Origin of the sequence: Bradyrhizobium iriomotense (genome assembly GCF_018129405.1) — a bacterium.
GTDB lineage: Bacteria > Pseudomonadota > Alphaproteobacteria > Rhizobiales > Xanthobacteraceae > Bradyrhizobium > Bradyrhizobium iriomotense_B.
Genome location: NZ_JAFCLP010000002.1, coordinates 336,545 through 353,597, shown reverse-complemented (window position 1 = coordinate 353,597; position 17,053 = coordinate 336,545). Strand labels below are relative to the sequence as shown.

Below are 17,053 nucleotides of genomic sequence, written 5' to 3'. Positions count from 1 at the left end.
CCATGAACCGTTCGAGAAATTTCGTCGTGAGTGCAGCCGTCTTTGCGGTCCTCGCCCTGGGGCCGGTCGGGCTGTCACCCGCAATCGCCGCCACCGATCTTGGTCGGATCGCGATGATGGATGACGACAAGATGTCGAAGATGCCCGACCCCTCGGATTCCGGCGGCAAGATGAACATGGGCCAGCCAGCGGGGCAGTCTCAGAACATGAGCGGCGGTCGGATGAACGACGACAAGATGAAGATGCCGCCGCAAGGCCAGATGCGGGACTGTCAGGGCGCCGGCTGTCAGGACAATTCCGGCATGATGCCGATGATGCCGATGATGCAAATGATGGAAAAGATGATGCGCAGCCAGATGAGTCCATCCGGCGGCAGCGGCGCGATGAGCGGTCCGGCGGACGTGACCGAGCGGCTCGAAGGGCGGATCGCCTTTCTGAAGGCGGAGCTGCAGATCAGCGACAGGCAGGCCGCGGATTGGAACGGTGTCGCAGACGCCTTGCGATCGAGCCGGCAGCACCTGCTGGAAGCGCGCAAGATGCTTGCAATGGACGATCGGCTCGGAAGTGCCGATCGACTGGAGCATTACGAGCGACACCTGTCCGAGCGTCTGGAGGCCATCAAATCGGCCCGCCAGGCCTTGATGCGGCTCTACGCGTCGCTGAACGAGAGCCAGAAGCAGACCGCAGACACGATCCTGCTGCCACTGATTGCGTCGTTCTGACCGCTGAAGTGAACGTAGGATCATGTTCGCTTCGTCTCTTCGACATCGCTCCGGCGTGCTGATCTTCGTTGTCCTGGCGAGCCAGCTTGCGGCGATTGCCGCGCCGGCGTCGGACGCCGGGCGCGGCGTAACGCATCCGGCCGGGCAACTTGCCCAGCGCTGGGAGGTGGCGGAGGCCGAGGGCGACCACGCGGCGCACCATCCCGCAGCGTCCGGCTCCGCCGGCGATGCAGCGCCGAAGCCGGAGAGATCATCAGGTCCGAGCGAGCGTCAAGCCGCCGGCGTCGCCACGTCGGGAATGATGGGTGGAATGGACGGCATGATGGGCCGGCCGCGCAAGGAATTCTATCCGGCCTTGATGGACATGGCGGCGCTGTCCGCCGAGCAGCGGAGCAAGCTGGAGATCCAGGCGCGCGAGCGCATCGGCGCCGAGGCCGATCGCCTGGCGGGTGCCGAAATGGATCTGCGGCACGCCATCGCCGCGGGCGACATCGTTGCTGCGGAGCACGCGGCGCGGCGGCTTCGCGAATCCTTGAACGCAGTCCAGAGCGGCGTGATCGCGCTAGGCTCGCTGCACGAGGGCAGGCCGCCGCAGCAAATCGCGCAGACCTGGTTCAAATCGCAAATGAACCTGCTGCCTCAGCAAGGCGCCGCAGGGGTCGATAACGGCGCGCCGGGAATCTCCTGGTTTCACGTCACGACCATGGCGCTGCTGGTGCTGTTCTCGCTGGGCATGCTTGCCGTTTACGTCGCGCGCATGCGCCGGGCGAACGCGCTGGTCGACCGGCTGACGCGCGCGGCGGTCGCGCCGGCTGCCATCACGCCACTCGTGTCCATGCCAGCCGCCGGCGCGCCGAATGACAAGGCCGGGACGACAACTTCTCCTAAGACAAGCCGCCAGCCGCGGCGCGGCGAGACGAACGGTTCCTGGAAGGGCAAGCTGAGGATCTGCGCGATCTATCAGGAAACGCCAAACGTGAAGACCTTCCGTCTGCAAGCAGCTGGTGGCGGGGCGATTCCGTTTGCGTTCCTGCCCGGTCAGTTCCTGACCTACGCCATTGAAATTGGCGGAACGACAGTCAGGCGCTCCTACACGATCGCCTCGTCTGCAGCCCAGACCGCCTATGTCGAGACCACGATCAAGCGCGAAGACGGCGGGCTCCTGTCCGACTACATGCATGGCCACCTGAAGGAGGGCGACCTGATCGAGGTAGCGGGTCCCTCCGGCGCCTTTACGTTCACGGGCACGGAAGCCGACAGCGTGGTCCTGATCGGTGGCGGCGTCGGCATCACGCCGCTGATGGCGGCGATCCGCTATCTCTCGGACATCGCATGGCCCGGCCAGATCTACCTCGTCTATGGCGCGCAGACGACCGAGCAATTCATCTTCCGGGACGAGCTGGAATATCTCCAGCGCCGGATGAACAATTTGCATGTCGCTGCCACGATGATGCGGGCCGCCGGCACCTCGTGGATGGGGAGCGAGGGGCAGATCACGGCCGAGTTCCTGACTCATGCCGTGCCGGATCTTGCGAAGCGGCGCGTTCATCTGTGCGGTCCGCCCGGAATGATGGAGGCGCTCCGGAAAACCCTGATCGGCCTCGGCGTGCCGCGCGAGCAGATCAAGACGGAAGCCTTCGGGCCGGCCCGCGGAGCCGTTCCGCCTCCCGGCAAGGTCTCTGCCGAGGCGCCAATCCCGCGAAGCGAAGCGGGCGATCGAGCGGCCGTGGCGGTCGGTCCTGCAACGGCCACGATCCGTTTTGCGAGATCGGGCAAGGTGGCGGCGCTGCCTCCGGACAAGAGCGTCCTGGAGGTGGCCGAAAGCGCCGGCGTGTCGATCGACTATTCGTGCAGGGCCGGGGTCTGCGGCGTCTGCAAGACGCACCTTCTGGAAGGCTCCGTCACGATGGAAGTCCAGGACGCCCTGACCGCAGACGACAAGGCGAGCGGTCTCATCCTGGCCTGCCAGGCAAGATCAGTCGGAGATCTCGTCGTCGAGGCCTGACATGATGAACGGAAGAGCGCGCCTGATCGTTGACGTTATTCTGGCGGCCCTGTTGCTGCTGGTGCCGGCTTTCCTGCTTCACTCCGACAGCCGGTTTGCAGGAAGCTTGGCCGGCTTTGTGCTCGGGGTGGGCGCGGCGGCGCTGATGTTCCTCCTTCTCGCCTATCCCATGGCGAAATACAGCACTGGCGTGAAGGCCCTGGTCACGCGATGCGTGTCGATGCCGACGCTCCTGGCGTTTCACGCTCGTGCGGGCATCGTTGCAGCATTCTTCGCGCTTCTGCATACCGGGCACAAGTTTCAAAGCCCGCTCGGGATCGCCCTGGTGACGTGCATGCTGATCGTCGTCGTCACCGGATTTGTCGGGCGCTACTACCTGCCGCAAACCGCGCTGGAGCTCCGTCAGCAGCAGTCGCATCTGGCGACGTTGAGATCGGCGTATGAGCACACCGCAGCGGCCATGTCGTCGCCCGATCGGGCGGAGCGTGACGGGGCCGGCATGCCTGCAATGGCATTGCAGAACGTGCCACTGCTGCAACTGGTCGATGGCATTTCCGATCTCGAATCGGCCATCGGCTCGAGTGAGGCGGTCAAGGCGATCTTCATGCAGTGGATCGGGCTGCATGTCCTGGCAGCTATCGTCATGTACGCGCTACTCGCGGTGCATGTGGCGGCCGAGATCTATTACGGGCTGCGGTGGCTCGCGTGACGATCAGGGGCGTGCTCTACGTCGTGGTCGCGACACTGGCGATCGCAAGTGCGGCGGTCGCGTCGATCGCCTTGTATCGGGGCAGCCCTGGGATCGTTCAGGGCTGGACGGGGCTCGTCAGCCCCGGACCGCTGTCCGCGAAGCATGCCTTCCTGTCCGACAGATGCGAGAGCTGCCATGCGCCGATCAAAGGCGTCGAGGCGGCCGCCTGTATCACCTGTCATGCGCCTTCCGCCGCTGATCTCGCCAAGCAATCGACGGCGTTTCATGCCGTGGTGGGCGGTCAATGTTCCGGCTGCCATCGCGAGCACTCTGGCGACTTGCGGCCGATCAGGATGGACCATGCGTCCTTGCTGCAAGTCACAATGCCCGCCGCCGGCAAGAAGGTGCTCGACCGGACCTCTGCCGATCAACTGAGGGCCGACCTGACGGAGTTTCTGGGCTTGCCAAGGTCCGACCGGCCGGAACGGGCTGCGCTTGATTGCGCCAACTGCCACAGCAACCGGGAACCGCACCGCGGATTGTTTGGACGTGAATGTGCGGATTGCCATGGGCTCGCGTCCTGGAAGATCGCAGGTTTCCTGCATCCCTCGCCGACCTCGAAGGACTGCGCCCAATGCCATCAGGCGCCGCCGAGCCACTACATGGGCCACTTCATCATGATGGATCGGACGATCGCGGGGCAGGAGCGCGCATCGGTCGATCAATGCTTTCTGTGCCACAGGACGGACTCGTTCAACGACATCAAAGGCGTCGGCTGGATGAAGCACCATTGATTGGTGCGACGCGGATGTGGCTCATACATTACGGTGGGCAGCGAAAAATATCCCATGAGCTGCGCTGCCGGAGCACGATGGCTTGCGAGGCCCATAATTCCGCCGGACGAATGTGGCGCAGCATCTGTCCTGTCTTGCCGGCTCTATGTGCGTCGTTTTCTGTTGGCCGGCCGTACAACCAGAGTTATATATTCCACGACGGGTAGCGGGAGCGGAAATGATTGGCTTGATGAAGCCAAGGCGAAGGTGGTGGGGATGGCTTGTCGCCATCGCCTATCTGCTTGCGTCGATGACGCCGTCTCTTGCGGTCCCGATCGTCTCAGTTACGGCGATTCCGTGCGAGCATCAGCATGCGCATGAGCACGATCAGGCCGATGCCGGATCGGTTGCGCATTCGCACGACGTTGCGATGACCGGAGCTTGTGACGACGACCAGGACGAGCCCCGCGACCGGCATGCGAGCTGCTGCGGCTCGGTGCTGTGCTTCAGCGCCGTGTCGCCCCAAGCTCCCGCCATTGCGGAGTTCGTGCTCCCGCACTCGCGCTGCGAAGCGCAGCCCGACGTGATCGACGACGAAGGTGCGTTCCGTCGTCACTACCGGCCCCCCATCGCCTGAGATAGCTGCCAAAGACCGAACTGCGTCGCTCTGATCCGGGCGCGAAGCGACACGTCTGCCAAGGACACATGTCCAAGCGGATGACGACGATGCGCGCAAGGTCTCGCACGCGCAGGCGCGGCAGAGCCGACCTGGCTTTCTGCTCGCGCGCTAAGCGTTGAGCGGGAGAGCGCCGACATCGTGATCAGCAGCTTGCGGTAGGCAAGTTGGCCGCGTGAGCGCCGCCATAGCGGTGATCTCTCGCGACCCTTGTCCGGATCGATACGTTCCCGCCACCGCGAAGCGATCTGCCGAATGGCATCCAAGGACGATACGTCATGAAGTCGCCGAACGAGAGTCTGCCGATGCAGACAGCCGGTTCCCTGGACGCGCAGGACACGATCGTTCGTGCCGCCCTCATCGGCAGCTACGATCGCCTCCGCGGTTATCTGCAGCGACGCTTTGGTGGTCAGGCGGAAGCGGAGGAGGTGCTCCAGGCATTCATGTTGCGCGCACTGGAGCGATCCGGCGATATCCGCGATGCGGATTCGGTTCGGGGCTGGCTGAGCAGGGTCCTGGCAACGACCATCGCCGACTTTCACCGCCAGACATCGAGGAGCAGGGCGCGGGAGATGCCGTTCCCGAACGAGCTCAACGATCGTCTTGCCGCCGAGCAGGACGCCGCGGCGAATGCCGCGGTCTGCGAGTGTCTTCATACCCATCTGTCCCTGATGAAGCCGGAGCATGCCGAGGTCATCAGGAGGGTGGATCTCGGCGGTGAGCCGCGGGAGCTGGTTGCTGCCGATCTGGGCGTTACCGTGAACAACCTGACTGTCCGGCTTCATCGCGCACGGCACGCCCTGAAGGAGCGCCTCGAGCAGACCTGTGTTGTATGTCTCGAGGAAAGCTTCTGGGAGTGCCGCTGCGCAGACAACCGAGGTCCGACCTAACCGGCCTCGCGCCGGCGGCCCTCGCTGCCTTCGCGCCGGGCGAGCCGGCTGCGATGCAGCGCGAACAGCTCCAGCATCTTGTCGGCGGGCTTGGCGGCGCTGAACAGATAACCCTGCATCTCGGAGCAGCCGAGCGTGCGGAGCAGGCGCTGCTGCTCCTCGGTCTCGACACCCTCCGCCGTGGTGGTCATGCGACGGGCGGCCGCCAGGTTGACGACCGCCTGGACGATGCTGGCGGAGCCATCGGGGCCGGCGATGTCGTCGACGAAGCAGCGGTCGATCTTGATCTTGTCGAACGGGAAACGGTGCAGATAGCTCAGCGAGGAATAGCCCGTGCCGAAATCATCGAGCGCGATACGGACGCCGATGGCGCGGAGCTGATGCAGGATCGTGAGCGCCGTGTCGTCGTCGCGGATCAACACCGCCTCGGTGATTTCGAGCTCGAGTCGGCTCGCCGGCAAGTTGGAGGCGGCGAGCGCCGCCATGATCTTCAGCGCCAGCGTGCCACTCTTGAACTGCACCGGCGAGACGTTGACGGCGAGGCGGATGTCGTCGGGCCAGCCGGCCGCATCCCGGCAGGCGGTCGCCAGCACCCATTCGCCGATCTCGTTGATCAGGCCGGTGTCTTCGGCGATCGGGATGAACTCGGCCGGCGAGACCATGCCGCGCTCGGGATGGCGCCAGCGCACCAGCGCCTCGCAGCCGGTGATGCGGTCGTCCTTCAGGCCGAGGCAGGGCTGGTAGTAGACCTCGAGCCCCCCTTGGGCGATGGCGTGGCGCAGGTCGATCTCGAGCTGCCGCCGCTCGCGGACCTTGGCATCCATCTCGGGCTCGAAGAAGCGGTAGGTGCGGCGTCCCGCGGATTTGGCGGCGTACATCGCAAGGTCCGCGTTCTTCAGGATCTGGTCCAGCGCCGTGCCGTGTCCCGGCGCCAGCGCGATGCCGATGCTGGCGTCGCTGGTGAGATGATGGCCCATGCAGTCGAACGGGGTGCGGATGGCCTGGAAGACCCGGGCGACGAGATCGTTGACCTGTTCCGGCGAGGTCACCGCGCTCTGCACGATGGCAAATTCGTCGCCGCCGAGCCGCGCCACGAAGTCCATCGTGCCGGCGCAGCGGCTGAGGCTCGTTGCGACCGATTTCAGCAGCTCGTCGCCGACGAGATGGCCGAGCGCGTCGTTGACGCCCTTGAACTCGTCGATGTCGATGTAGTGGACCGCGACCTGCTCATCATTGCCGATGGCGGCCAGCTCCTGCCGCAGATGCTCGTGGAACATGGCGCGGTTGGGCAGATCGGTCAGCGCGTCGTAGTGGGCAAGGTGGGTGATGCGCTCCTCGATGCGCCGGCGCTCGGTAATGTCCTCGTGCGTCGCCACCCAACCGCCGTCCGCGAGCGGTTCGTTGAGGACCTGGATCGAGCGACCGTCGGCGGTGTCGACCACCATGGAGTTGCGCACGTGAATGTCGCGCAGCACGCGCTCGACATATTGATCGACGTCGCCGGTGAACGAGCCGGTCGTCTTACGATGCGCGATGATGTCGTGGAAGCTGCAGCCGGGCTTCACCACGGCGGCCGACAGGCCGTACATTTCGATATAGCGCTGGTTGCACACCACGAGTCGACGCTCGGCGTCGAACAGCAAAAGACCCTGGGTCATGTTGTTGACCGCGCGGTCGAGACGCTGCTTTTCCAGCGTCAGCCGTTCTCGCGAGAGGCGGTGCTGCTCCAGCAGCTTGCGCACGATCGCGATCAGGACGCCGGCGATGGCGAGCGCGGAAGAGGCGGCGACCGAGATCAGGATGCCGATCTGCTCACGCCAGTCCGTCAAGGCCGCCGTCCGCGTCGTGGTGGCCATCATCAGGATCGGGAAGTGGGGCAGGGCGTGCGAGGCGATCAGGCGGTCTTCGCCGTCGACCGGGCTCATGAAGCGTCCGGCGAAGTGATCGAGCCCGAAGACCCGCTGCTGCTCGAACGGGCCGGTCTTGAAATTTCGCCCCATCAATTCACTGGAATGGGGATAGCGGGCGAGCAGCGTGCCGTCGCGATGCAGCATCGAGATCGTCGCGCCTTCGCCGAGCACCACGTTCTCGAAGAACTTCTCGAAATTGGCCGGCTCGATGCCGCGACCGACCACGCCCATGAACTCGCCGTTCGGGCCGACGATCTTGCGGACGATCAGGATGGTCCAGGCGCTGGAGATACGGCTGTGCAGCGGCTCGATCAGGACATCAGGCGAATAGGGGTCGTATTTGAAGGTGCGGAAATAGGCGCGATCGGCAACGTTCACCTTGGGGGCCGGCCACGCGGTCGACGAGTTGACCAGATTGCCGTCGGCATCGATGACATTGACGCCGCCGATATAGGGCAGCGCCTCGATCTTCGAGCGCAGCATCCGGTGGATGTCCTGCCCGGAGAGGCGCTTGCGATAGTTATCCGCGCTGGCAATGCCGATCGCGCGGACGTGGTCGACGAAGTCCTTCTGAATGACCGCGAAATCCTGCAATTGCTGATCGAAATGATGGGCCAGCATCAGCACGGTGTTTTCCAGCTCGCGGCCGGAATTGCGCAGCGTGCGTTCGCGGAAATTCTGTGCCATCAGCGTCGCGCCGACCGCGATCGCGGCGATCAGCAGCGTGCCGCCCACGACCAGCCAGCGGATCGGTCCGCTGCGCACGAAGGCCTGGTCGAAAATGCGACTGCCGTATCTCGTCATCATGTCGGTTATTGCCGCGCACACGCCAGGATCAATTCTTGATCCTCAAGACATCCGTTGGTTTACGGGAACGGTATGGAGGCGAAGTTAGGAAGCGCGGTTAACGCGACATGAATCGTTACACACAAAAGCGATCGATGCGCGGGATGCAAGCCGTGCAGGAATTGCCGGAAGACACCTGTGATGCCGGTCGTAGCGGAAGATCAGGCGCGGTAATGGCCGGACTTGCCGCCGAGCTTCTCGACGAGATGGATGCCCTCGATCCGCACGCCGCGCTCGACGGCCTTGATCATGTCGTAGATGGTGAGGCAGGCGACCGAGACGGCCGTGAGCGCCTCCATCTCGACGCCGGTCGGTCCCGTCACCTTGACGCTGGCGCGGACGAGGCAGCCCGGCAGTTTCGCGTCGGGCTCGATGTCGACGGTGACCTTGGACAGCGCGAGCGGATGACAGAGCGGGATCAGCTCGGAGGTGCGCTTGGCCGCCATGATGCCGGCGATGCGCGCGGTGCCGAGCACATCGCCCTTCTTGGCGTTGCCGGACACGATCAGGTCGAGCGTCTCCTTGGTCATGACGACGCGGCCTTCAGCGACAGCGAGCCGCTCGGTCGCGGGCTTGGCCGAGACGTCCACCATCCGCGCTTCGCCGGAGGCGCCGATATGGGTGAGGGCAGGGCCTGCTTTCTTCGAAGGCGTGGTCGTGGAAGTCTTGCGCGCCATGTCAGCGCGTACCGGTCGCGCGCGCGCCGGTCTCGCGCGCGAGCAGCGTGCGCGTGGCGGCGGTGACATCGGCCTGCCGCATCAGGCTCTCGCCGACCAGGAAGGTCGACATGCCGACGCGCTCGAGCCGGGCGAGATCGGCAGGGGTGAAGATGCCGCTTTCGCCGACCATCAGCCGCCCCTCGGGGATCAGCGGCGCCAGTGCCTCGCTGGTCGCGAGCGTGGTCTCGAAAGTGCGCAAATTGCGGTTGTTGACGCCGATCATCGGCGAGCGAAGTTTCAGCGCCCGGTCGAGCTCGGCACGGTCATGGATCTCGATCAGCACGTCCATGCCATAGGCGATGGCGGCATCCTCGAGGTCCTTGGCGGTGGCGTCGTCGAGCGCGGCCATGATGATCAGGATGCAGTCCGCTCCGTGTGCGCGGGCTTCGGCCACCTGGTAGGTGTCGAACATAAAATCTTTGCGCAGCACCGGCAGCGAGGTCGCCGCGCGCGCAGCCACCATGAAGTCGAGATGGCCCTGGAACGAGGGCGTGTCCGTCAGCACCGAAAGACACGCGGCGCCGCCGGCCTCATAGGCCTTGGCGAGGAGCGGCGGATCGAAATCGGCGCGGATCAATCCTTTCGACGGCGAGGCCTTCTTGACCTCGGCGATCAGCGCGTAATCGCCATTGGCATGCTTGGCCCGGATCGCGCGCACGAATCCGCGCGCGCCGGGCTCTGCCTTGGCCTTCGCCTCCACCGCCGACAGCGGCTGCGCGCGCTTGGCGGCGGCAATCTCATCGCGCTTGTACGCCTCGATCTTGGTCAGGATGTCCGACATGTCAGGCTCAGCCGTTGGAGACCGCGATCAGGTGTTTCAGCCGCGCGTTCGCCGCGCCGCTGTCGAGCGATTTGGCGCCGATCGCGACGCCCTCCTTGAGGTCCTTGGCGCGGCCGGCCACGACCAGTGCGGCGGCGGCGTTCATCAACGCCACGTCGCGGTAGGGACTCGGCTTGCCGTTGAGCACGCTTTGCAGCGCGATCGCATTGGCGTCGGCATCGCCGCCCTTGAGCGCGCCGGTCTCGCAGCGCGTCAGTCCGGCTTCCTCCGGCGTCACCTCGAAATTCCTGATCTCGCCATTGTGGAGCGCGGACACGAAGGTCGGGCCGGTGAGGGTGATCTCGTCGAGACCATCGGAGCCATGCACGACCCAGACGGATTCGGATCCGAGGTTCTTGAGCACCTGCGCCAGCGGCTGCACCCATTGCCTGGAGAACACGCCGACCATCTGCCGCTTCACGCCCGCCGGATTGGACAGGGGGCCGAGCAGGTTGAAGATCGTGCGGGTCGCCAGCTCGACCCGGGTCGGGCCGACGTTCTTCATGGCGGGATGGTGGGCGGGGGCGAACATGAAGCCGATGCCGCATTCGCGCACGCAGCGGCCGACTTGCTCGGGTTTGAGGTCGATCTTCACCCCGAGCGAAGCCAGCACGTCGGCGGCACCCGAGCGCGACGACAGTGCGCGGTTGCCGTGCTTGGCCACCGGCACGCCGGTACCTGCGACGATGAAGGAGGCGCAGGTCGAGACGTTGACCGAGCCGGAGCCGTCGCCGCCGGTGCCGACGATGTCGACGGCGTCGGGCGGTGCCGTCACGGTCAGCATCTTGGAGCGCATCGCCGCCACCGCGCCGGTGATCTCGTCCACGGTCTCGCCGCGCACCCGCAGCGCCATCAAGAGACCGCCCATCTGCGAGGGCGTTGCCTCGCCCGACATCATGGCATCGAAGGCGGAAGCGGCTTCGTCACGCGACAGGCTGGCGCCGGTCGCCACTTTTCCAATGATCGATTTCAGGTCGTCCATCGCGTGCTTTCAACTCACTGGTTCGCGCCGGTCACCTGCGCGAAGGCGGCCTGATTAATGGTGGTCCCGATGTCGGTTTCAAGCTTGTTGACGTAGGAGGCGACCTGCTCCTCGGTCTGGGCACGGTCGAGGCTTTCCTTCAGCTTCTTGACCGCGTCGGAGGCGGCATCGACCGCGGGATCGATGATGTCGGTGACGCGGAACACGATCACCTCGCTGCCGCCGCTCACTTGCGTCTGTCCGACGCCGTCCTTGGCGGTGCGGAATGCGGCCGCCACGACGGTGCCGGGCACGCCGGCGGGCGAGTCATCGCGCTTGAAGCCGGTCGCGCTCTCGACCTTGGCGCCGATCGCTGCCGCCTCATCCGCGAGCTTGCCGCCCGCTTCGAGCTTCTGCACCATCTCGGTCGCCTTGGCCTTCAGCTTGGTCGCGATCTGGTCCTGGCGCCAGCGCGCCTCGACCTGGTCGCGAACCTCGTCGAGATTGCGGTCGCGCGACGGCGTGATCGCAATCACGTCGTACCAGACATAACCGCCCTTGAAGGAGATCGCGTCGTTGTCGACGCCGACATCGGTGTTGAAGGCCTGCGACACCACGTCGAGGCCCTGCGGGATGTTGGCCACCGGCTGGCCGTTCGGAGCACGGCCGGAGCGGTCGACAGCGTCGATGGTTACGGCGGTGAGGCCGAGCTTCTGCGCCGCGTCGATCACGCTGGAGCCGCCGCCGCGCTCGTCTTCCATCTTGTCGCGGAGGTCGGCGACCTTGACGCGCGCGCGCTCAGTCGCGATCTCGCGCTTGATGTCGCCGGCGAGCTTCGCGTAGTCGGCCTCGACGCCCGGCTCGATCTTATCGACCTTGACGATGGAGGTGCCGAGGGCGCCCTGGATCGGCTGGCTGATCTCACCGGCTGGAAGTGCGAATGCAGCATTCCCGACCGCGGGGTCGAGCGCCGACTTGGTCACCAGTCCAAGATCGACGTCGGAGGCGCTCAGCCCGCGCTCCTTGCCGAGGTCCTCGAACGACATTCCGCCGGCGAGGCGCTCGCGTGCAGTCTTTGCCTCAGCCTCGTTGGGAAACACGATCTGATGGATCTGGCGCTTCTCCGGCGTGCCGAGCCGGTCCTTGCGCTGCTCGAACACCTTCTTGGCGTCCTCGTCGGAGACCTCGCTCCATTTGCCGATCTCTTCCGGCGAGATCACGACAAAGGCGATCTTGCGATATTCGGGTGCGCGGAACTGGACCTTGTGATCCTCGAAATAGGCGGCGAGCGCCTCGGGCGAGGGCGCGTCGATCTGACCAGCCTGGGCCGCGTCCAGCCTGAGGAATTCGATGGAGCGTTGCTCGTTCTGGAAGCGCGTCAGCACGTCGATCATGGCCTTCGGCGGCTCGAGGCCGGCGCCGATCGTGCCGGTGATCTGCCGGCGCAGCGACACCTTGCGCTGCTCGGCGACGTAGCGCTGCTCGGTATAGCCGAAATTGCGGATCACAGCCTGGAAGCGGTTCGCATCGAAGTTGCCGCCGACGCCCTTGAAGTTGGGGTCGTTCATGATGACCTGGCGGATCTGCTCGTCGGACTGGCCGAGTCCGAGACGGCGCGCCTCTTCGTCGAGAGCGGCTTCCGCGATCGTTTGCTGCAGCACCTGCCGGTCGAGGCCGAAGGCGCGGGCCTGGTCGGGCGTCAGCGGCCGGCCGAACTGGCGGCTGATCTGCTGCAGGCGATCGGTGTAGATCTGCCGGAACTCGTTCAGCGAAATCTCGGTATGGCCGATCTTGGCGACCGTGGACTGTCCGAAGCCCTTGAAGATGTCGGCGATGCCCCAAATGCCGAAACTGACGATCAACACGCCCATCACCACGGCCATAATGGTCTTGCCGAGCCAATTTGATGAGGCCTTGCGCATTCCTCGAAGCATTTGGTCCAACTTGTTTGGTCAGGAGGGGAACGGGAGCGCGTCTTAATGCAGATTCCGCAAAAGCGCGTCACCAAATTGATAGATCATCATAAAGTGGCGGCTTTCCCCCCGCAACCTCGGGTCATGCGACGGCGAGGAGCTGCGGTTAAAAGCCCCAAAGCGTTTTCCGTCTGGAAAACGCGTCAGAACAAGAATCTGGAACTGCAGGAGCACCTCTGCTAGCGCATCAACAAACCTCTTATCGCTGGAAACTGACATGACCGACGCCATCCGACCGCTGATCGCCGGCAACTGGAAAATGAACGGCCTGAAGGCCCAGACTGCCGAATTCGACGCCATGCTCAATGGTGCGGCAGATGTGGTCGCCAAGGCCGACCTGCTGGTCTGCCCGCCGGCGACCCTGGTCGCCGCCTTCGCCGAGAAGGCGCGTGGCAAGAAAGTTGCGGTGGGGGCGCAGGATTGCCATCCGAAGGCCTCCGGCGCTCATACCGGCGATATCGCCGCCGAAATGCTGGCGGATGCGGGCGCGACCGCCATCATTGTCGGCCATTCCGAGCGCCGCGCCGACCATGGCGAGGGTGACACCCTCGTCAGGCAGAAGGCCGAAGCCGCCTGGCGGGCAGGGGCCATCGCGATCGTCTGCATCGGCGAGACGCAAGGCCAGCGCGACGCCGGCCAGACCCTGGACATTCTGCGCGGCCAGCTTGTTGGCTCGCTGCCGGACGGTTCCACTGCCGCCAACCTGGTGGTGGCCTACGAGCCGGTCTGGGCGATCGGCACGGGCCTCACCCCCACCGCGAAGGATGTCGAGCAAATTCATGGATTTATCCGGGAATTCCTGACCTCCCGGTTCAAGGCCGATGGCGCCAGGATGCGGATCCTCTACGGCGGTTCGGTCAAGCCCTCGAACGCGGCCGAGCTGATGGCCGTGAAGAACGTCAACGGTGCGCTGGTCGGCGGCGCCAGCCTGAAAGCGGCCGATTTCCTTGCCATTGCCAAGGGCTGCCCCTAGCTAACCCAAACCGTTGGCAGTTCTAGGCTAAGTTATTGGACCGATCGGGGGTGGCAATGCCCCCTCCGATCGTGTAACACCGCGCAACTTCAGGAAAACCCGCGAAGCGCGATCGGCCGCCGTCAGGCGCCGCCCGCTTGTGACGGAAGGATACTATGCAGACCGTTGTCATCGTCATCCACCTCATGATCGTCGCCGTCATGATCGGCGCCGTCCTGCTCCAGAAGTCGGAAGGCGGCGGCCTTGGCATGGGCGGCGGCGCGGGCTTCATGTCGAGCCGCGGCACCGCGAATCTCTTGACGCGGACCACCGCGATTCTGGCTGCGGGATTCTTCCTCACCAGCATGTTCCTGTCCTGGCACGCGGGCTACAGCCGCGCGCCGTCGTCGATCATTGGCACGCCGGCGTCCCAGACCCAGCCGGCCGGCGGATCGCCGATCGCGCCGCCGACCTCGGGCGGCATCCTGGATTCGCTGAAGAAGGCCGACGAGCAGCAGCAGGCGCCGGCTCCGACCGGCCCGCAGGTGCCACGTTCGCAATAAAGCAGGGGGGCCATGCAGGGCGGCCGCTACCGTCCTGCATCAACAACCCCCATCAAGGCACTGTCACCACTCTTAGTTCTGGCTCACCCACAGGCCCGCAAAATCTTTGGGGCGGAATACGAATCGCTTTGGCGAATCGAATTCGAGGGATTAGAGGTTAAGTCCCATGGCGCGGTACATATTCATCACCGGCGGCGTGGTTTCCTCGCTCGGCAAGGGTCTGGCTTCGGCGGCACTCGGTGCCCTGCTGCAGGCCCGGGGCTACAAGGTCCGCCTCCGCAAGCTCGACCCCTATCTCAACCTCGATCCCGGAACGATGTCGCCGTACCAGCACGGCGAAGTGTTCGTGACCGATGACGGCGCGGAGACCGATCTCGATCTCGGTCACTACGAGCGCTTCACCGGCCGGCCGGCGACCAAGGCCGACAACATCACGACGGGGCGCATCTACCAGGACATCATCACCAAGGAGCGCCGCGGCGATTATCTCGGCGCGACCATCCAGGTGGTTCCGCACGTCACCAACGCCATCAAGGAGTTCGTCCTCGACGGCAATGACGATTACGACTTCGTGCTGGTCGAGATCGGCGGCACCGTCGGCGACATCGAGGGTCTGCCGTTCTTCGAGGCGATCCGCCAGCTCAAGAACGAGCTGCCGCGCGATCACGCCGTCTATATCCACCTCACGCTGCTGCCCTACATTCCGAGCGCCGGCGAATTGAAGACCAAGCCGACGCAGCACTCGGTCAAGGAGCTGCGCTCGATCGGCATCCAGCCCGACATCCTGCTCTGCCGCACCGATCGCGAGATCCCGAAGGAAGAGCGGCGCAAGCTCGGGCTGTTCTGCAACGTGCGCGAAAGCGCCGTGATCGAGGCGCGCGACGTCGACAACATCTATGCCGTCCCCGAGGCCTACCACAACGCGGGCCTCGACGACGAAGTGCTCGCCGCCTTCGGCATCGGCTCGCGGATTCCGCCGGTGCTGCAGAGCTGGCAGCAGATCAACGAGCGCATCCGCAACCCCGAAGGCAACGTCACCATCGCCATCGTCGGCAAATACACCGGCATGAAGGATGCGTATAAGTCGCTGATCGAGGCACTCTCGCACGGCGGCATCGCCAACAAGGTGAAGGTCAATCTCGACTGGATCGAGAGCGAGATCTTCGAGAAGGAGGATCCGGCGCCGTTCCTGGAGCACGTCAACGGCATCCTGGTGCCGGGCGGATTCGGCCAGCGCGGCGCGGAGGGCAAGATCAAGGCGGCGCAGTTCGCGCGCGAGCGCGACGTGCCGTATTTCGGCATCTGCTTCGGCATGCAGATGGCGGTGATCGAGGCCGCGCGAAACCTCGTCGGCATCGAGGATGCCAATTCCACCGAGTTCGGCCCGACCAAGGAGCCGCTAGTCGGCCTGATGACGGAATGGCTGCGCGGCAACGAGCTCGAGAAGCGCACGCAGGCCGGCGATCTCGGCGGCACGATGCGGCTTGGCGCCTATCCCGCCGCGCTCAATCGCGGCAGCCGCGTTTCGCAGGTTTATGGCGGCGCGACCGAGATTTCCGAGCGTCACCGCCATCGCTACGAAGTCAACACCGCCTACAAGGACCGCCTCGAGCAGCATGGCCTGAAATTCTCAGGGCTGTCGCCCGACGGCGTGCTGCCTGAAATCGTCGAGTACGAGGATCACCCCTGGTTCATCGGCGTCCAGTTCCACCCCGAGCTGAAGTCGCGGCCGTTCGAGCCGCACCCGCTGTTCGCCTCGTTCATTCAGGCGGCGATGGTGCAGAGCCGGCTGGTCTGACGGCTTAGCGCGCGGCGGAATAGTCGCGCGCGTGATGCATCGGCGCCAGCGCGACCCGCGCCGATGGTTCAGGCGCAAGCGATCCCGTGACCAGCTTCATCTGCGGGCGGCGCGTCAGCCTGTAGACGGCGGCGGGCGGCACGTTCAGCAAGGCGCGATCCACGAGCTTTGCGCGCAGGCCGAGCCGGTCCAGCACGGGCCGCGGCACCGGGCAGCTCATTCCGTAGGTGAACTGGTAGAAGGCGCCGCCGGGGCGGACATAGCTGAACGCGCCGCTGAGGATCGACATAACCTTGCGCCTCGACATATTGAGCAGCGGCAGGCCGCTCACGACCGCGCCGACGGGGGCGCCGTCATAGAGGCGCTCGGCCGCAAGCCGCGCCGCGTCCATCCACAGCACGCGCGACCCGGGAAAGCGCATTTGCAGGAGCTTCATGAAGTCGGAGCCGTATTCGATCAGCGTGAGATCCTGTGGCCGGACGCCGCGTTTGAGCAGCTTGTAGGTGAACGCACCGGTACCGGGACCGAGCTCGAGAATCGGACCGGTCGTTGCGCTGATCTCGCGCGTGATGAGATCGGCAAGCGCCGCACCCGATGGTGCGACCGCACCGACCCGACGCGGGGACGACATCCAGGACAGGAAGAACGAGAGAAAATCATTGGGCATGCGCACTCCGGCATCTTGGTTTGCACCTCCTAAAGACCGGAGGTGAGACGGATGCAGTGTTGCGGAGGCGCATTGCGACAGCATTGC

15 protein-coding genes are annotated in these 17,053 nt (G+C 65.0%); 9 read left to right on the top strand and 6 right to left on the bottom strand.

All coding sequences use genetic code 11. From position 1 onward, the window contains the following. The first annotated feature begins 2 nt into the window (after window positions 1–2). The 6 genes from JQ592_RS06370 (at window position 3) to JQ592_RS06345 (ending at window position 5,757) form a co-directional block, all read left to right on the top strand. Complete coding sequence (locus tag JQ592_RS06370; RefSeq protein ID WP_211402045.1) at window positions 3–722, top strand: Spy/CpxP family protein refolding chaperone; 720 nt, start codon at window positions 3–5, stop codon at window positions 720–722. 22 nt (window positions 723–744) lie between these two features. After that, window positions 745–2,727 (top strand): 2Fe-2S iron-sulfur cluster-binding protein, encoded by a 1,983-nt coding sequence (locus JQ592_RS06365; protein ID WP_211402044.1) that lies wholly within the window; start codon window positions 745–747, stop codon window positions 2,725–2,727. Window position 2,728: 1 nt separating this feature from the next. Beyond that, complete coding sequence (locus JQ592_RS06360; RefSeq protein ID WP_211402043.1) at window positions 2,729–3,436, top strand: iron reductase; 708 nt, start codon at window positions 2,729–2,731, stop codon at window positions 3,434–3,436. A gap of 11 nt (window positions 3,437–3,447) precedes the next feature. After that, complete coding sequence (locus tag JQ592_RS06355; RefSeq protein ID WP_349630445.1) at window positions 3,448–4,212, top strand: class III cytochrome C family protein; 765 nt, start codon at window positions 3,448–3,450, stop codon at window positions 4,210–4,212. A 229-nt stretch (window positions 4,213–4,441) separates the two neighbouring features. Next, complete coding sequence (locus JQ592_RS06350) at window positions 4,442–4,828, top strand: hypothetical protein (protein WP_211402041.1); 387 nt, start codon at window positions 4,442–4,444, stop codon at window positions 4,826–4,828. Window positions 4,829–5,145: 317 nt separating this feature from the next. After that, window positions 5,146–5,757 (top strand): RNA polymerase sigma factor, encoded by a 612-nt coding sequence (locus JQ592_RS06345; protein ID WP_211402040.1) that lies wholly within the window; start codon window positions 5,146–5,148, stop codon window positions 5,755–5,757. Here the strand turns inward: JQ592_RS06345 and JQ592_RS06340 are convergent. The 5 genes from JQ592_RS06340 to JQ592_RS06320 all read right to left on the bottom strand — a co-directional run bounded on the left by JQ592_RS06340 (window position 5,754) and on the right by JQ592_RS06320 (window position 12,947). Then, on the bottom strand, window positions 5,754–8,474 hold the full coding sequence (locus JQ592_RS06340; protein WP_211402039.1) for a bifunctional diguanylate cyclase/phosphodiesterase: 2,721 nt from the start codon (window positions 8,472–8,474) through the stop codon (window positions 5,754–5,756). The genes JQ592_RS06345 and JQ592_RS06340 overlap by 4 nt on opposite strands. A 200-nt stretch (window positions 8,475–8,674) precedes the next feature. Continuing rightward, entirely contained in the window at window positions 8,675–9,190 is a 516-nt protein-coding gene (gene moaC / locus JQ592_RS06335; protein ID WP_211402038.1) for a cyclic pyranopterin monophosphate synthase MoaC, read from the bottom strand. Between the two features lies 1 nt (window position 9,191). Next, a complete protein-coding gene (gene trpC / locus JQ592_RS06330) occupies window positions 9,192–10,013 on the bottom strand; it encodes an indole-3-glycerol phosphate synthase TrpC (RefSeq protein ID WP_211402037.1) in 822 nt (273 codons plus the stop codon). A gap of 7 nt (window positions 10,014–10,020) precedes the next feature. Beyond that, complete coding sequence (gene trpD / locus JQ592_RS06325) at window positions 10,021–11,034, bottom strand: anthranilate phosphoribosyltransferase (protein WP_211402036.1); 1,014 nt, start codon at window positions 11,032–11,034, stop codon at window positions 10,021–10,023. A gap of 14 nt (window positions 11,035–11,048) precedes the next feature. Continuing rightward, complete coding sequence (locus JQ592_RS06320) at window positions 11,049–12,947, bottom strand: SurA N-terminal domain-containing protein (protein WP_211402035.1); 1,899 nt, start codon at window positions 12,945–12,947, stop codon at window positions 11,049–11,051. 256 nt (window positions 12,948–13,203) lie between these two features. Here JQ592_RS06320 and tpiA point away from each other — a divergent pair, with 256 nt between their 5' ends. The 3 genes from tpiA (at window position 13,204) to JQ592_RS06305 (ending at window position 16,299) form a co-directional block, all read left to right on the top strand. Beyond that, window positions 13,204–13,959, top strand: a complete 756-nt coding sequence (gene tpiA / locus JQ592_RS06315) for a triose-phosphate isomerase (RefSeq protein ID WP_211402034.1) — start codon at window positions 13,204–13,206, stop codon at window positions 13,957–13,959. A 155-nt stretch (window positions 13,960–14,114) separates the two neighbouring features. After that, window positions 14,115–14,501 (top strand): preprotein translocase subunit SecG, encoded by a 387-nt coding sequence (gene secG, locus JQ592_RS06310; protein WP_211402033.1) that lies wholly within the window; start codon window positions 14,115–14,117, stop codon window positions 14,499–14,501. Between the two features lie 166 nt (window positions 14,502–14,667). After that, window positions 14,668–16,299, top strand: a complete 1,632-nt coding sequence (locus JQ592_RS06305; RefSeq protein ID WP_183239002.1) for a CTP synthase — start codon at window positions 14,668–14,670, stop codon at window positions 16,297–16,299. A gap of 4 nt (window positions 16,300–16,303) precedes the next feature. On the opposite strand, the gene JQ592_RS06300 is transcribed toward JQ592_RS06305, so the two are convergent. After that, entirely contained in the window at window positions 16,304–16,966 is a 663-nt protein-coding gene (locus JQ592_RS06300) for a class I SAM-dependent methyltransferase (RefSeq protein ID WP_211402032.1), read from the bottom strand. Between the last annotated feature and the right edge of the window lie 87 nt (window positions 16,967–17,053).

Excerpts from the sequence above, each read along its gene's own strand:
- JQ592_RS06350 (WP_211402041.1), top strand. The coding sequence starts at position 4,442 with ATGAAGCCAAGGCGAAGGTGGTGGGGATGGCTTGTCGCCATCGCCTAT.
- JQ592_RS06370 (WP_211402045.1), top strand. The coding sequence starts at position 3 with ATGAACCGTTCGAGAAATTTCGTCGTGAGTGCAGCCGTCTTTGCGGTC.
- JQ592_RS06340 (WP_211402039.1), bottom strand. The coding sequence starts at position 8,474 with ATGATGACGAGATACGGCAGTCGCATTTTCGACCAGGCCTTCGTGCGC.
- secG (WP_211402033.1), top strand. The coding sequence starts at position 14,115 with ATGCAGACCGTTGTCATCGTCATCCACCTCATGATCGTCGCCGTCATG.
- moaC (WP_211402038.1), bottom strand. The coding sequence starts at position 9,190 with ATGGCGCGCAAGACTTCCACGACCACGCCTTCGAAGAAAGCAGGCCCT.
- JQ592_RS06360 (WP_211402043.1), top strand. The coding sequence starts at position 2,729 with ATGATGAACGGAAGAGCGCGCCTGATCGTTGACGTTATTCTGGCGGCC.
- JQ592_RS06365 (WP_211402044.1), top strand. The coding sequence starts at position 745 with ATGTTCGCTTCGTCTCTTCGACATCGCTCCGGCGTGCTGATCTTCGTT.
- JQ592_RS06305 (WP_183239002.1), top strand. The coding sequence starts at position 14,668 with ATGGCGCGGTACATATTCATCACCGGCGGCGTGGTTTCCTCGCTCGGC.
- tpiA (WP_211402034.1), top strand. The coding sequence starts at position 13,204 with ATGACCGACGCCATCCGACCGCTGATCGCCGGCAACTGGAAAATGAAC.
- JQ592_RS06345 (WP_211402040.1), top strand. The coding sequence starts at position 5,146 with ATGAAGTCGCCGAACGAGAGTCTGCCGATGCAGACAGCCGGTTCCCTG.
- trpD (WP_211402036.1), bottom strand. The coding sequence starts at position 11,034 with ATGGACGACCTGAAATCGATCATTGGAAAAGTGGCGACCGGCGCCAGC.
- JQ592_RS06300 (WP_211402032.1), bottom strand. The coding sequence starts at position 16,966 with ATGCCCAATGATTTTCTCTCGTTCTTCCTGTCCTGGATGTCGTCCCCG.
- JQ592_RS06320 (WP_211402035.1), bottom strand. The coding sequence starts at position 12,947 with ATGCTTCGAGGAATGCGCAAGGCCTCATCAAATTGGCTCGGCAAGACC.
- trpC (WP_211402037.1), bottom strand. The coding sequence starts at position 10,013 with ATGTCGGACATCCTGACCAAGATCGAGGCGTACAAGCGCGATGAGATT.